Annotated in this window: 14 protein-coding genes; all 14 read right to left on the bottom strand. The window is 58.5% G+C overall.

What is annotated here, in order from left to right; all coding sequences use genetic code 11:
- Positions 1-3 precede the first annotated feature (3 nt).
- Positions 4-1,023 carry a flagellar motor switch protein FliG gene (gene fliG / locus KHO49_RS09315; protein ID WP_011059975.1) on the bottom strand — a complete coding sequence of 340 codons (1,020 nt, stop codon included), beginning with the start codon at positions 1,021-1,023 and terminating at the stop codon, positions 4-6.
- Positions 1,016-2,803 carry a flagellar basal-body MS-ring/collar protein FliF gene (fliF, locus tag KHO49_RS09310; protein ID WP_102864024.1) on the bottom strand — a complete coding sequence of 596 codons (1,788 nt, stop codon included), beginning with the start codon at positions 2,801-2,803 and terminating at the stop codon, positions 1,016-1,018. Before fliF ends, fliG begins: the two co-directional genes overlap by 8 nt.
- Before the next feature lie 15 nt (positions 2,804-2,818).
- Positions 2,819-3,145, bottom strand: coding sequence for a flagellar hook-basal body complex protein FliE (gene fliE, locus KHO49_RS09305; RefSeq protein ID WP_102864025.1), 327 nt, complete (start codon positions 3,143-3,145; stop codon positions 2,819-2,821).
- A 129-nt stretch (positions 3,146-3,274) separates the two neighbouring features.
- The gene (locus KHO49_RS09300; RefSeq protein ID WP_102878859.1) at positions 3,275-4,681 is read right to left on the bottom strand and encodes a sigma-54-dependent transcriptional regulator; all 1,407 of its coding nucleotides are present in this window, start codon (positions 4,679-4,681) and stop codon (positions 3,275-3,277) included.
- 5 nt (positions 4,682-4,686) lie between these two features.
- Positions 4,687-5,880 (bottom strand): sensor histidine kinase, encoded by a 1,194-nt coding sequence (locus KHO49_RS09295; RefSeq protein WP_170001274.1) that lies wholly within the window; start codon positions 5,878-5,880, stop codon positions 4,687-4,689.
- 128 nt (positions 5,881-6,008) lie between these two features.
- Positions 6,009-7,484 carry a sigma-54 dependent transcriptional regulator gene (locus KHO49_RS09290; RefSeq protein ID WP_011059970.1) on the bottom strand — a complete coding sequence of 492 codons (1,476 nt, stop codon included), beginning with the start codon at positions 7,482-7,484 and terminating at the stop codon, positions 6,009-6,011.
- 170 nt (positions 7,485-7,654) lie between these two features.
- On the bottom strand, positions 7,655-7,951 hold the full coding sequence (gene fliT / locus KHO49_RS09285) for a flagellar protein FliT (protein WP_102864028.1): 297 nt from the start codon (positions 7,949-7,951) through the stop codon (positions 7,655-7,657).
- Positions 7,952-7,962: 11 nt separating this feature from the next.
- Positions 7,963-8,358, bottom strand: a complete 396-nt coding sequence (fliS, locus tag KHO49_RS09280) for a flagellar export chaperone FliS (protein ID WP_102878857.1) — start codon at positions 8,356-8,358, stop codon at positions 7,963-7,965.
- A 129-nt stretch (positions 8,359-8,487) separates the two neighbouring features.
- On the bottom strand, positions 8,488-9,927 hold the full coding sequence (fliD, locus tag KHO49_RS09275; protein WP_110595157.1) for a flagellar filament capping protein FliD: 1,440 nt from the start codon (positions 9,925-9,927) through the stop codon (positions 8,488-8,490).
- Between the two features lie 82 nt (positions 9,928-10,009).
- A complete protein-coding gene (locus tag KHO49_RS09270; RefSeq protein ID WP_110595156.1) occupies positions 10,010-10,381 on the bottom strand; it encodes a flagellar protein FlaG in 372 nt (123 codons plus the stop codon).
- A 73-nt stretch (positions 10,382-10,454) separates the two neighbouring features.
- Entirely contained in the window at positions 10,455-11,306 is an 852-nt protein-coding gene (locus tag KHO49_RS09265; RefSeq protein ID WP_102864032.1) for a flagellin domain-containing protein, read from the bottom strand.
- 243 nt (positions 11,307-11,549) lie between these two features.
- Positions 11,550-11,819 carry a hypothetical protein gene (locus tag KHO49_RS09260; RefSeq protein WP_110652166.1) on the bottom strand — a complete coding sequence of 90 codons (270 nt, stop codon included), beginning with the start codon at positions 11,817-11,819 and terminating at the stop codon, positions 11,550-11,552.
- Complete coding sequence (locus tag KHO49_RS09255; RefSeq protein WP_213664927.1) at positions 11,816-13,105, bottom strand: motility associated factor glycosyltransferase family protein; 1,290 nt, start codon at positions 13,103-13,105, stop codon at positions 11,816-11,818. The genes KHO49_RS09260 and KHO49_RS09255 overlap by 4 nt, the downstream gene beginning before the upstream one ends.
- 82 nt (positions 13,106-13,187) lie before the next feature.
- Complete coding sequence (locus tag KHO49_RS09250) at positions 13,188-14,114, bottom strand: ketoacyl-ACP synthase III (RefSeq protein WP_102864035.1); 927 nt, start codon at positions 14,112-14,114, stop codon at positions 13,188-13,190.
- Positions 14,115-14,122 lie beyond the last annotated feature (8 nt).

Below are 14,122 nucleotides of genomic sequence, written 5' to 3'. Positions count from 1 at the left end.
ACCTTAGATCATTTCTTCGCCGCCCTTCCCACCGAGAACAATCTCTCCGGCTTCGGCCATACGGCGGGCAATAGTGAGGATTTCCTTCTGCGCAGTTTCCACGTCGCTGACGCGAACCGGGCCCTTGGCTTCCAGGTCGTCGCGCAGCAGCTCCGCCGCACGCTTGGACATGTTCTTGAAGATCTTTTCCTTGACCCCTTCGTCCGACCCCTTGAGGGCCAGAACCAGGACATCGGAAGACACTTCGCGCAACAGGGCCTGGATACCGCGGTCATCGACATCGGCCAGGTTGTTGAACACGAACATCAGGTCTTCGATCTGACCAGACAGGTCTTCGTCGACTTCGCGGATCGAGTCCATGAGCTGGCCTTCAATCGAGCTGTCGAGGAAGTTCATGATGTCGGCTGCGCGCTTGATACCGCCCAAGGTGGTACGGGACGCGTTGGAGTTGCCGGAGAATTGCTTCTCGAGAATCTGGTTCAGCTCTTTCAGGGCCGCTGGCTGCACAGTATTGAGCGAGGAAACCCGCAGAATGATGTCCAGGCGCGCCTTGTGGTCGAAGTTGCCCAGCACTTCACCGGCCTGATCCGGATCGAGGTAAGCCACCACGATGGCCTGGATCTGCGGGTGCTCGTAACGGATCACGTCGGCCACGGCCCGTGGTTCCATCCACTTCAGGCTGTCGAGGCCACTGGTGTTGCCACCCAGGAGGATACGGTCGATCAGGCCATTGGCCTTGTCTTCGCCCAAGGCCTGGGTAAGCATTTTGCGCACGTAGTCATCGGAACCGACGCCGAGACTGGTTTGATCGCCGACAATGTCGACGAACTCGCTCATCACCTGCTCGACCTGCTCACGGTGCACGTTGCCCATTTGCGCCATGGCCACACCCACACGCTGAACCTCTTTGGGCCCCATGTGGCGCAGCACTTGCGCGGCATCGGTGGAACCCAGGGACAGCAGCAGAATCGCGGCTTTGTCGACCCGGGTCAGTTTGGCGGTAGCGGCTCGGTTATCACTCATCTGCGTTAATCCACTCTTTCACGACCTGAGCCACACGACCCGGGTCTTCAGCCACCAGACTCTTGATTGCGTTCAACTGAGCGTCATAACCCTCGCTCGGGCTCGGCAGCAGAATGCTTTGCGGACCGCCCAGGCTGACGCGGTCGTTGGCCAGCTCGCCGTCCAGGCCGCCCATGCCGCCCAGCTCGACGTCGCTGCCCAGCCCTGCCAGTTCCTTGTTCTTGCCGCCGCCAGTGATGTTGTTGAGCACCGGGCGCAGCACGCCGAACACCAGCACCAGGATGAACAACACGCCCAGCACTTGCTTGACGATGTCCCAGAACCACGGCTGCGAGTAGAACGGAATGTCGGCGATCACTTCCCCACGCTCGGCGGAGAACGGCACGTTGATTACGCTGACACTGTCGCCACGGCTGGCATCGAAGCCCACTGCGTCCTGCACCAGGCGAGTGAAGCGCGCCAATTCATCGGCGCTCCAGGGAGCGCGACTGGTTTCGCCGTTAGCCGGGTTGACCTTGACTTGATCATCCACCACCACCGCTACCGACAGGCGATTGAGACGCCCCTGCTGTTGCTTGGTGTGGCTGATGGAACGATCGAGTTCGAAGTTCTTGGTGGATTGTTGACGCTTGTCCGACGGGTACGGTGCCAGCATCGGCTGGCCGGTAGCCGGATCCATGATCTGCTGACCGTTGGCGTCCAACAGCGGCTGACCTGGCTGCACCATGCCCGCGGCGGCGGTCGCGCCACCGGTGGTTTGCGGCGCCGAAGCCGGCGAAGGCGGCTGGTTGCTCAGAGCACCCGGAACGCCTTGCGGACCATTGCTGCTGGAACGCTGCTCGTTGACCGACTGCTCGCTGCGCAAGGCCGGCTGGTCCGGGTTGAACTGTTCCGAAGTGGATTCAACGGCGCTGAAGTCGACATCCGCCGAGACCTCAGCCTTGTAACGATCGTTGCCCAGCACTGGCTGCAGGATATTGTGCACCCGCTGGGTCAGCATGCCCTCCAGGCGACGACTGTAGTCGAACTGCTTGCCAGCCATGGTCAGCGCGGAGTTTTCCGCTTGATCGGAGAGCAGGTTGCCCTTCTGGTCGACCACTGTGACTTGGGACTTGCTCAATTCGGGGACGCTGGTAGCCACCAGGTTAACGATGGCCATGACCTGGCCTGGCTCCAGGGAGCGGCCGGAGTACAGCTCTACCAGTACCGAAGCACTGGGCTTGCGCTCGTCGCGCACGAACACCGAGCTTTTGGGAATCGCCAGATGCACCCGAGCGCCCTTGACATTGTTCAGGCTGGAGATGGTACGGGCCAGCTCGCCTTCCAGGCCGCGACGATAACGGGTCGCCTCCATGAACTGGCTGGTGCCCAGGCCTTGCTCTTTATCAAGGATCTCGAAGCCGACGTTGCCGTCACCCGGCGCCACACCGGCGGCAGCCAGTTTCAGGCGGGCACGAGACAGGTCATCGGCCTTGACCAGCAAGGCACCGGAGTTGGGTTCGACGGTGTAAGGAATGTCGGCAGAGGCCAGGGTGTCCATGACTTGCTTGGCGTCCATCCCGGCCAGGCTGCCGTACAGCGGCCGGTAATCGGGCTGCTGGGACCACAGCACCACGGCAAAGCCGATCGCCACGCTGGCGGCCAGGCCTACCAACAGGCCAACCTGACGCAGCATGGTCATCTGGGACAGGTTTTCCAGGAAGGACAAACCGAACAGCGGCGGTTTACCGTCTATCGGGGTGGCCTTGGCCGGTACGTTATCGGCGACTGCTTCTGCCATGACTCAATCTCGTCCTTAAACCGGCATCTGCATGATGTCTTGATACGCTTGAACCAGCTTGTTACGAACCTGGGTCAAGGCTTGAAAAGACACGCTGGCCTTTTGCGAGGAAATCATCACATCCGTCAGGTCCACACCGCTTTTGCCGATCTCGAAGGCACTGGCCAACTGATTGGACGCCTTCTGGGTATCGTTGACCTTGTTCACGGCCTGGCCAAGCATGTCAGCGAAACTGCTGCCGCTGACCTCTGCCACTGCGGCGGATTTAGGCTGCGACATCGCGTCCATTTGCATGGCCCGCATATCCAGCATCAACCGATTAAATTCAACACCTTGGCTCATGGTCTACTCTCTCTGACGACCCGCAATTTTTTGACGCTCACCGTGCGGTTAGTGAGGTGTTAGCAACAAGGGTGCCAGCTCCATGGCCCAACTCGACAAAAGCCCATCCAGGACTTTGCATATCAGTAATCAGGTCGCAAACAGATAGGCCTCGACGTCCATTCCGGCGTCACGCATCTGCGCCAATTTGTAACGCAGGGTGCGCGGACTGATCCCCAGACGCTCCGCCGCCTCCTTGCGCCGCCCACGCTCGGAACGCAGGGTATCGATGATCATCTGAAATTCCCGGCGCCGCAGATCATCCCCCAGGCCACCCGACTCCTGAGGCACGCCCTCATCCTCGCCGACCACGCCGCGCAACGCCGACTGACCGGCAGGAGCCAGAGCCGGCAGGGGTGCACAGGCCACCGGCCCGGCCAGGCAGAAATCTTCCGGCTGGATCAGGCCGCCCTGCTGCAGGATCAATGCCCGCTGCAAAGCGTTGTCCAACTCCCGGACGTTGCCCGGCCATGGATAGGCCAGCAGACACGCTTGCGCCTCAGCCGAGAGCCTGGCGGCGGCATGTTTCATTTTATTGACGTGTTTGGCCAGCAGACGCTCGGCCAGCGGCAAGATATCGGCGGTACGCTCGCGCAATGGTCTCCAGGCCAGAGGAAACACCGAAAGACGGTAATACAGATCCTCGCGGAAGCGTCCGGCCGCCACCTCTCCTGCCAAGTCGCGGTTCGTGGTGGCCACGACCCGGATATCCAGAGCGATAGGCTTACGCGCCCCCACCCGCTCCACTTCACGCTCCTGCAACACCCGTAGCAACTTCGCCTGCAGCCCCAGGGGCATTTCGGAAATTTCGTCCAGGAGAATAGTGCCGCCGTCGGCCTGCTCGAACTTGCCGGGCTGCGCGGCGATAGCCCCCGTGAAAGAACCCTTCTCATGCCCGAACAGGGTGGCTTCGAGCATGTTGTCGGGAATCGCCGCACAGTTGATGGCGATAAAGGGCTGGTTACTTCGATGGGAATGCTGATGGATGTAACGCGCCAACACTTCCTTGCCCGTGCCGGACTCGCCGGAAATCAGCACAGTGGAATCACTACGGGCCACGCGCGCGGCCAGTTCCAGCAATTGCGCACTGGCAGGCTCAAAGGCTACAGGCCCCTCATCCTCGCCCGCCCCCAGGCAACCCAGGGCATGGCGCGCCACCAATTCCAGCAGGGCACGAGGCTCAAAGGGCTTGACCAGATAATCGGCAGCGCCTTGACGCATGGCCTCCACGGCTCGCTCGACGGCGCCATGGGCAGTCATCAGCAATACCGGCAACTGCGGTTGGCGGGCACGCAACAGACCCAACAACTGATGACCATCCATGCCAGGCATGTTGACATCGCTGACCACCAGGCTGAAGGACTCCACGGCGACCGCTTCCAGCGCCTCTTCCGCACTGCCGACCGCCTTGTAGTCATGACCGGCCAGCAGCAGAGTGTCCGCCAGGGCCTCGCGCAACGCGCGATCGTCTTCAACCAGTAGAACCTTGATTGCCATTACCTTCACTCCACTCCATGAGCACTGGAGAACAGAGGCAATGTCACCAGCGCACAAGTACCGCGCCCAGGACGGGAACGCAGCGACAATTCTCCCTGATGCGCACGGGCCACCGCCTTGACCACCGTCAGGCCAAGTCCGGTCCCATTGGCCTTGGTGGTAAAAAACGGCTCTCCCAGACGCTCCAGCACCGCCGCATCGATACCACTGCCGCTGTCACTGATACACAGCCGCAAGGTGTCACCACGACTGTACAGGTGCACCTTGAGCCGCGCCGCGCCGGCACTGGCTTGCACGGCATTCTCGATCAGGTTGAGCAAGGCACCCACCAGGGTGTCGCGATTGCACAGCAACTCTCCCTGATGACTGTCGCACTGCCAGCGCACGGCAACATCCTGGACATGGGTCAGGGCCGCGGCCTGCAGTGATTGCAGCAGCGACTTGGGAGTCAGGCGATCAGTGAGGGGCAGCTCACCACGAGCGAACACCAGCATGTCGCGCACCTGGTGCTCCAGCTCGTGCAGTCGCTCCTTGAGGCGCCCAGCGAAACGCTGATGAGTGGCCACTGGCAGTTCATGCTCGGTGAGGTGACTGGCATACAACAGGGCCGCCGAGAGCGGCGTGCGAATCTGATGCGCCAGAGAAGCGACCATCTTGCCCAGGGAGGACAGGCGCTCGTGACGGGCCAGTTGATCCTGCAGATGACGGGTTTCAGTCAAATCGTTAAGCAGCACCAGTTGCCCGGGTTCGGCATCCAGTGAGCGGGTAGCGATCGATAGGCGCCGGCCATCGCGCAGGGATATTTCATGACCATCATCCTCGCGGGGCGCAAAGCTGCGGGCGATGATGTTGCGCCACAACTGCCCTTCCAGCGGCAGCCCCAGCAAATCACACGCCGCCGGGTTGGCCTCGCTGACGATACCCTGGCCATCGATGACGATGACGCCACCGGGCAACAGGTCGAGAAGGTTTTGCAGACGGTTGGCCAGACGCTCTTTTTCTGCCAGCTCCTGCATCCGCTGGGCACTGACCACAGCCAACTCGCCCTTGAGCTCAGTCACCCGAGCCTCAAGCATGCTGTAAGAGTCAGTAAGTTGGCTCGACATCTGGTTGAACAAAGCGAAGGCCTGCTCAAGACCCAGCCGGCTTGCCTGCTCTACGGACGACGATTGCCCCGAAGTATCAGGGGCAGGAGACATCTGGGCGGCTTGGGGCATCGTGCTTTCTCGCGTGGCTGACCGTCAGTTAAACGGAACGTTGCAAGAGACTTAGCAATACCCGTGCCTAAAAAAAACCGCCCTTTTTTCAACAACTTGAAAAACAGGCGTCAATCATCCGCCTGTTCATCACCTTCACGACGACTCATGCCGTACTTGCGCATCTTCTCCACCAGGGTGGTGCGACGAATGCGCAGGCGTTCTGCGGCCCGAGCCACAATGCCATTGGCATCGTCCAGCGCTTGCTGGATCAGACCCTGCTCCAGGCTACCGAGGTAATCCTTCAGATCCAGGCCTTCCGGCGGCAGCATGGCGGTGGCAGCAAAGTCCGGCGCATGGCCATTGATCGCCACGCGCTCTTCAAGGTCGCTGCGCAGGCTGTCCACCAACTGCTCGTCTTCATCATCGACATAGCGGAATTTCTTGGGCAGCTCGACCACACCGATCACACCGTACGGATGCATGATCGCCATGCGCTCCACCAGGTTCGCCAGTTCGCGGACGTTACCCGGCCAGCCATGCCGGCACAGGGACATGATGGCCGCGGAGTTGAAGCGGATCGAACCGCGCTTCTCATGCTCCATGCGCGAGATCAACTCGTTCATCAGCAGCGGAATGTCTTCCACTCGCTCACGCAACGGCGCCATCTCGATGGGGAACACGTTGAGGCGGTAGTACAGATCCTCACGGAAACTGCCCACTTCAATCATGCTTTCAAGGTTTTTATGGGTGGCTGCGATGATTCGCACATCGACACCCTGGGTCTTGTTGCTACCTACGCGCTCGAAGGTACGCTCCTGCAGCACCCGCAACAGCTTGACCTGCATTGGCAGCGGCATATCACCGATTTCGTCAAGGAACAGGGTGCCACCGTTGGCCAGCTCAAAGCGCCCGGCACGACTGGTAATGGCCCCGGTAAATGCGCCCTTCTCATGGCCGAACAGCTCGCTTTCCAGCAACTCTGCAGGAATGGCTCCGCAATTGACCGGAACGAATGGCGCGTCACGACGCTTGGAGTGGTAGTGCAGGTTACGAGCTACCACTTCCTTGCCGGTCCCGGACTCACCAAGGATCAGCACGCTGGCATCAGTATCCGCCACTTGCTGCATCATCTGCCGCACGTGCTGGATCGCACGACTGGTGCCTACCAGGCTGCGAAACAGGTTGGGTTCGCGGTGACGACCGCGCTCGCGGGCCTGATCGTACATTTCACGATAGACCTGGGCACGGTGCAGGGAGTCAAGCAACTTGCTGTAGCTAGGAGGCATTTCCAGAGTGGAAAGCACTCGACGACGCTGGTCTTCTGGCAAGTCGATGGAAGAATTTTCGCCCATTAACAAAACCGGAAGGAACTCATCCCAGGTTGAGAGTGTCTTTAACAGGCCCAAAAGCGCACCAGGAGCATTTACAGTCCCGATGAGGACGCAAATTACTTCACGACTTGACGACAAAGAGCCGACAGCCTGCTGCCAGTCATGGCTACCGCAGGGTAAATTTTCTTCACCGAGAAAATTTAAAATCACCGCCAAGTCGCGGCGGCGCACGCTATCGTCATCGATCAGCAGAATTTTGGTTTCACGCCACATGCAATAGCAACTTCCCTAGTCAACTCAATGCCCAGAATGAGGGGCAAGCTAGACGCGCTTTAGGCATTTTCTGCCTTATAGACGCCTGAAATCTGAAAACAGCCACTAGTTAAGTCAAAAATGCGTGCACAGTCAAATTTATGGCGCGCAACGTTCGGATTAACTCAACATTAACCGAACAAATGGTAAACCTTTGCTGCGTTCTGTGCTTGGGTGATCTGCGACATCTCGTCGACTATTGCCTGACGCTCACCGGTTGCCACCTCAAGCAGCTGCCGGTAAACACCCAGCAACTCCTCCAGATTGTCCCGCAAGGCGACCTCGTCAACCTGAGCCTCACCAAGCACATCTTCCATGCACGAGCGGCAGGCAAGATCCAACTCGCCAATGGCTTGCCAGTTGCGCTCAGCCAAGGCACCAACCAGGGCTTCGCGGGTTTCTTCGATGCGTTGCAGGACAGCACTCATGGTGTTCCTCCTTAGAACTGCGGACCCGGTGCAGCGATGGCATCCCAGCCTTCCTTGACCGTACGTAGCAGATCAGCGACCTCATCGAGAATCTTCGGATCGGTCTTGATATTGGCTTCAGCCAGACGCTTCATCATGTAGGTATAAAGACTGTCCAGATCCCCCAGGGTATCCATGGAGTTTTCCAGGTCCAGCCCCTCACGCAAGCCACCGATGATGCCAATGGCCTTGCCGATGAACACGCCCTTGTTGGCGACATCCTTGCGCTCCATCGCGCCCTTGGCCTGCGCAATACGATCCAGACCGCCTTCCATTAGCATCTGTACCAGACGATGCGGACTGGCTTCTGAGGTCTGTGCCTGTGCACCCACCTTCTGGTACTGCCGAAGGGCTAACATCGGATTCATGTGATACCTCTTCAAAAATCAAGGGTTCGTATAAGCAATGTATCGACGCAACGTCAAAAAACTTTAGATCAAATGCAAAAGCCCGGAGCGCTGAAAAAACGCTGCCGGGCTTTTGGCGCAGGCTGGATATTAGCCCTTTTTCTGTGCGTTCAACGCTTCGAACATCGACGTGATGTTACTGGCGGTGGCCTTCAACTTGCCCACCAAAGTATCCATGTCGTTGTACTTCTTGGTCAGTACCGCGGTCAGCGTCGCCACTCGACGGTCAAGAGCATCCTGCTGATCGCTGAGCTTTTTCTTGGTGATATCCAGGGTCTTGGTCCGAGTGGTGAGAATCCCCTCGGTCATACTGCCTACGCCCTGAGTGAACGGCTTGATAGCGGAAGTCATGCGATCAAGCAGGCCCGGATTGGTGCCATCGCCGGAAAACAGCTTCTGCACCTCGCCACCGAGCTTTTTATCGGTCATGGCGGCAGTGAACTTCTTATCGTCGAAGTCCAGGGCGCCAGTCTTCTGGTTGGTGGTAATCCCCAACTGCGCCAGTACCGTCAACTTGTCACCCGCCCCCACTTCCGACAACGGCGCACGAATCGCCGCCAGAATCGAACGAGGCAGAGCGTCACCGGTCAACTGAGCAGGGACCGTCAGCTTGCCGTCGTCGTCCAGCGAGGGCTTGGTCAAGGTCGAAATACCATTGGCCACGGCGTTATAGGCATCGACAAACTTCTGAATCGAAGTTTTCAGACCTTCAGTATTGGTCGCAACGGTGATAGTTATCGGCTTATCGGTCTTGGCCACCAAGTTGAGTTTAAGACCGGAAACAGCCTGAGTGACGGTATTGGTCTTACTGGTCAGTTGCATGCCATCGATTGTGAAAACCGCATCCTTGGCCAGCCCACCAATGTTGCCCGATGCAGCGGCGCCTGCCCCCATAGATTGGGTGCCGTCAATTTCCAACCCGGCGATACCACTGACAGAAATATCAGAGCCCGCACCGGTCTTGTCAGAGCCAATCACCAGACGCGAGCCGAACGAGTCAGTCACAATGTTGGCACTGATTCCGGACATGGCCATCTTGGAGTCGGCGTTGATCGAGTCACGCACCGACTGCAATGTCGCATTCGCGCCGATCGTCAGCGGATAGTTAATGCCATTTTGAGTGATGTTCAACGTACCACTCGGAATGGCACTGGTATTTCCTCCGGCAAAAGCCTTACTGGCCACTTTTGACGAAGTTGCAAGATTGGACACCTCAACAGTGTACTTGCCAGCTACCGCATAGTTGTCGGCTGTGGCATCCACAGTTTTGTTGTCGCTGGAGGTCGCCGCAAAGCCGGCAAAGGAGGGATTGACCGAACTTCCAAGCCCTGTGACCGAGAGGGTGCTCTGAAAAGTCGACAACAGCGATTGCAAGGTGCCGATACCGGAAATGCTCGCACTGTTGCTGGCAGTTGCACGGTCAATCTGACCCTGCTTGGCCGCTTTATCAGCCGCAACCAACGCCTTGACGATAGCACCGGTGTCGAGGCCGGAACCCAGACCGGTACCCGGTAGAATTGGACTTGCCATGTGTTTCTCCCTTCAGTGTGCCGCCGGTCTTTTGACCACTACAACGTCCAAAAGAACACAGCAACAAGTTTCATGCCAGCTATCAGACTTTCGCGCTGAACAGCAGACTGCTGGCGTCATTCAAGCTATTGGCCAATCTCAGCACTTCTTCGTTGGGGATCTGACGAACCACCTCACCCGAATCACTGGCAATCACCTTGACCACAACCTGGCCGGAGGGCTCGTCGATCGAGAACTCCAGATTGCGCTTGACCGACTGGACGAATTTCTCGATTTCCTGAACGGCCATCTTCAACTTGTCCTGCTCGGTCTGAGCATCTTTCTTGCTGTCCTGGCTGGCAGCCTCAACCACAGCAGGCACCACCTCTCGAGGCTTCTCCACGGGTTTGTCAGCAACGGGCGTCACCGGCTTGGCCGCTGGATAAGACAAGTTCAGCTTCACGCTCATATCCATGTCCATCACCTCTTAAAGTAAAAAAGCGAGAGAGCACGACCAGCGCACTCCCCCGCCAAAGCTTAGCCAGCTATTACTGAAGCAGTTTCAGTACAGCGGATGGCAGTTGGTTGGCCTGGGCCAGAACTGCGGTCGAAGCTTGTTGCAGAGTCTGCTGCTTGGTCAGCTGGGCAGTTTCAGCAGCGAAGTCGGTATCTTGTACGCGACCCAGTGCAGCACTGGCGTTTTCGTTGATGTTCTGCAGGTTGGAGATGGTGCTGGTCAGACGGTTCTGGGCAGCACCGAGGTCGGCACGGCTGGAGTTGATGGTCTGCAGCGCCTTGTCGATGGCGTCCATAGCAGCTTTGGTGCTGGCTTCAGCAGTGGTGCTGTCAGTACCGGTAATGGCGATGGTCGCGGAACCCACGCTCAGGGTTGCAGCGTCGAAGCCGCTGGCCAGAGTGATGGTGATCTGGTTGGTAGCGCCAGTGTTGGAACCAACCTGGAAGGTCATGGTGCCAGCAGTACCGTCGATCAGGTTCTTGCCGTTCAGGTTGGTCGACTTGGCGATACGGGTCAGTTCGTCCGACATCTGAGCAAATTCTTTGTTCAGAGCAACACGGTCTTGAGTACCGTTGGAGTCGTTTCGTGCCTGAACAGCCAGTTCACGCATACGCTGCAGGATGTTGGTGGATTCTTGCATCGCGCCTTCAGCGGTCTGGGCGATGGAGATACCGTCGTTGGCGTTCTTGATCGCCATGGTCTGACCACGGATCTGCGAAGTCATACGGGTAGCGATCTGCAGGCCGGCGGCGTCGTCTTTTGCACTGTTGATTTTCAGGCCGGAAGACAGGCGAGTCATCGAAGTCGACAGAGCGTCGGAAGCGCGGTTCAGGTTCTTCTGAACGTTCAACGACGTGACGTTAGTGTTTACTGTTAAAGCCATGACGAATTCCTCGTTGGTTGGGTACTGCGGCTTCCGGCCCTGGCAACCGCCGGGTAATGGCCTAGAGAACCTTCGTAATAGTTATCGTCGCCAATGCAAGTTGCTTTAGGGCTTTTTCAAAAATATTTGCCATCACCCTGCCACCCCTTGGAAAACAAGGGGTTAAGCCCATCAACAAGCGAAAAAATGACGCCAGAAAACCCACGCAAAAACCAACTTTGAGCCCTCAGATGGGATACCTCGTCAACCGTCGAGCCCAACCTGCAGCCAATCCAACATTTCATATTCAAGATAATCAGCCAGACCCAACCAGTTCTGCATTTCCTGGCAGGCCAGCATCAGGCCCAGCAGCCGAGCCCAGTCCTGCTGAACCGAAACCGGCGCACCGTCCACCCACAACTGTATGGGCTCGAACAACTCCACCATGCCCCCTACAGCTTCTACATCCCGGCCCAGCCGGAACAGATCGGCAACTTCCCGCGCACGATCAAACACAGGCTCAAGTCGCGTCATTGAACAAAGTCCCCATGGAAGGTGGTGCCCAGGATCATCGCGCCACTGCGACTGGTATTGAAGAACGCCACTTCAGGCCGACTCGCGATGTAACGCTCCAGCTCGCACAGATAGCTGCGAAAGTTGAGCTGAGTCTTGACCCGCTGTCCGTAACCGTCCATCACCCAATGCCGGGCCACACCGGCCTGAGGCCCGAGATCACCGTCCTGCCAACCGGCGTGAGTACGATTCTGAGGAAAAGCGAAATCAGCACCAAACAGCGTGATCCGCCTGCCTCCCATCTTCACCGCGAGGTCCACGGCCGGATGAATCACGCTGCCTCCGGCATGCAACTGCGCCCGCGGCAGCCGCTGGCGCAACGCCTGGAATACCGGACTGGAGGAATAGCCCACGTACCGCGGCCCTTGCCAACCTTCAAGAACCAGCGGGTCCGCCAGGGGCATATAGACCAGGACGACGCCTTCACTGCCCTGGCCCGGCAGGTGTCGCGTGGAGATTCGCTGATCGATACTGACCACCAGGTCCACCCGGATGCCTTGCTTGAGCAGAGGCAGATAGGCTGTATCCACACAGATCAACAACGGCCGCTCAGGTTGTCCGGCCACGACCCGCAATGCCGGGTAATGCTGTTCCAGACTTGGCCCCGTAGCGATCACGAACACCTCGCGCCCAGGGTGAAGATCGAACAGTTCGGCAACATCTCGATCCGCCCCAACCCAAGGCTCGATGGCAGCCAGGCGCGCGGCGATATCCGGCGTATCGGCCGAAAACAAACGATTGTTGAAGGACAGATGGGTCTCGCTGATCAGCCGATCACGAATCTTCGCGTTGTAGTCATCGGCCAGCACCAACTCGGCCGGCAGGGCAAAGAACGGCAGTTGAATCTCCGGCAGATCGCCGGCATACAGCAACTCGACCCGCGGATCGGCCAGCCAGTCCTGCTGATCAAGCAGTTGCAGCACCAGCCTGAACACCGCGCCATTGAGGATGTGCACGTACAGGCGCTTCAGCTCCGGCCGCTGGAGCAACGCCAGTTGCAGATCCCCCAAACCACAGCCGTACAGATGCAGGACCGGCGCCTCAGGCAGGCTGGCGGCCTGGGTATGCGCCTCACGGGTACGATCATGACGACTGGTGAGCTGAATACCTGCAATGCTCAGGGTCGAGCCCAGCCCCTCAACCAGATCGGCCTGCAACGCACCACTGTCTTCAGCCTGCAGCCGCTCCAGCAGCACCGGCCAGCGCTCGCCCAAGATCCGGGCATTGTGTTCCAAGCTGTCGCTCATGCTGCCTCGCTTATCACTCGCGCAAAAAAATAGCGCTCAAGATTACACCTTGAGCGCTACGTGTGCCGCCGGAAGCTGAGTGTCAGGAGCGATAGATAATCGCCGACCCCCAGGACAAGCCAACGCCGAAACCACTCAAGGCCACGCGTTTCCAGCTGGAGTCGAACATGTGCTTTTCCAGCAGCAGCGGAATGCTCGAGGAAACCGTGTTACCGGTTTCCACCATGTCCTTGATGAACTTGTCCGGATCGCCCTCGAAACGCCGGGCCACGGCGTCGACAATCGCGGCACTGCCCTGGTGAATGCAGAAGGCATCGATATCGTCAGGCTGCAAGCCCGACTCGGCCAGCAACTCGTGCAGGTGGGCAGGTACCTTGAGCAGCGCGAAGTTGAACACCTGGCGGCCATTCATGAAGAACACGCCGTCGCTGACTTTCAGGTGCGGAGCACCGGAGCCATCGGTGCCGAACTTGGCCTTGCCCAACTGCCAGGTAGCGCCCTCACCCAGCCAGGTGGCGGTGGCGGCATCGCCGAACAGCATGGTGGTATTGCGGTCTTCAGGATCGACGATCTTCGAATAAGGATCGGCGGTGACCAACAGGCCGTTCTTCAGGCCCGCAGCTTCCATGAAGCCCTTGATGGCATAGATACCGTAGACATACCCGGAACAGCCCAGCGAAATATCGAAGGCCGCCACTGTGGTCGGCAGACCCAGCTTGTCCTGAACGATCGCGGCAGTGTGAGGCAGCCCCTCCTCGTCACCGTTCTGGGTGACCACGATCAATACGTCGATAGCTTCACGCTTGAGTTCCGGGTTGCTGGCGAACAGGGCATTGACCGCTTCGACACACAGATCGGAAGTCTCTTGCCCGTCGTCTTTGCGCGGCAAAAAAGCAGAACCGATCTTGCCCAGGATGAAATCTTCATCCTTGGCGAATTTTGCACCTTGTGCGTAATTGTCCACGCCGGCTACAGGCACGTAGCTCGCAATGCTTTTTATGCCAATCATTACGGCTT

Origin of the sequence: Pseudomonas sp. RC4D1, from assembly GCF_018390395.1 — a bacterium.
Lineage (GTDB): Bacteria > Pseudomonadota > Gammaproteobacteria > Pseudomonadales > Pseudomonadaceae > Aquipseudomonas > Aquipseudomonas danubii.
The sequence above is the reverse complement of the archived record's forward strand: the minus strand, read 5'-3'. Positions and strand labels throughout refer to the sequence as shown.

What these genes read in the sequence shown, in the direction of transcription:
- fliF (WP_102864024.1), bottom strand. Translation starts at nt 2,803, where the DNA reads ATGGCAGAAGCAGTCGCCGATAACGTACCGGCCAAGGCCACCCCGATA.
- KHO49_RS09300 (WP_102878859.1), bottom strand. Translation starts at nt 4,681, where the DNA reads ATGGCAATCAAGGTTCTACTGGTTGAAGACGATCGCGCGTTGCGCGAG.
- fliE (WP_102864025.1), bottom strand. Translation starts at nt 3,145, where the DNA reads ATGAGCCAAGGTGTTGAATTTAATCGGTTGATGCTGGATATGCGGGCC.
- KHO49_RS09255 (WP_213664927.1), bottom strand. Translation starts at nt 13,105, where the DNA reads ATGAGCGACAGCTTGGAACACAATGCCCGGATCTTGGGCGAGCGCTGG.
- KHO49_RS09290 (WP_011059970.1), bottom strand. Translation starts at nt 7,484, where the DNA reads ATGTGGCGTGAAACCAAAATTCTGCTGATCGATGACGATAGCGTGCGC.
- fliD (WP_110595157.1), bottom strand. Translation starts at nt 9,927, where the DNA reads ATGGCAAGTCCAATTCTACCGGGTACCGGTCTGGGTTCCGGCCTCGAC.
- KHO49_RS09265 (WP_102864032.1), bottom strand. Translation starts at nt 11,306, where the DNA reads ATGGCTTTAACAGTAAACACTAACGTCACGTCGTTGAACGTTCAGAAG.
- KHO49_RS09295 (WP_170001274.1), bottom strand. Translation starts at nt 5,880, where the DNA reads ATGTCTCCTGCCCCTGATACTTCGGGGCAATCGTCGTCCGTAGAGCAG.
- KHO49_RS09260 (WP_110652166.1), bottom strand. Translation starts at nt 11,819, where the DNA reads ATGACGCGACTTGAGCCTGTGTTTGATCGTGCGCGGGAAGTTGCCGAT.
- fliS (WP_102878857.1), bottom strand. Translation starts at nt 8,358, where the DNA reads ATGAATCCGATGTTAGCCCTTCGGCAGTACCAGAAGGTGGGTGCACAG.
- KHO49_RS09250 (WP_102864035.1), bottom strand. Translation starts at nt 14,114, where the DNA reads ATGATTGGCATAAAAAGCATTGCGAGCTACGTGCCTGTAGCCGGCGTG.
- fliT (WP_102864028.1), bottom strand. Translation starts at nt 7,951, where the DNA reads ATGAGTGCTGTCCTGCAACGCATCGAAGAAACCCGCGAAGCCCTGGTT.
- fliG (WP_011059975.1), bottom strand. Translation starts at nt 1,023, where the DNA reads ATGAGTGATAACCGAGCCGCTACCGCCAAACTGACCCGGGTCGACAAA.
- KHO49_RS09270 (WP_110595156.1), bottom strand. Translation starts at nt 10,381, where the DNA reads ATGGATATGAGCGTGAAGCTGAACTTGTCTTATCCAGCGGCCAAGCCG.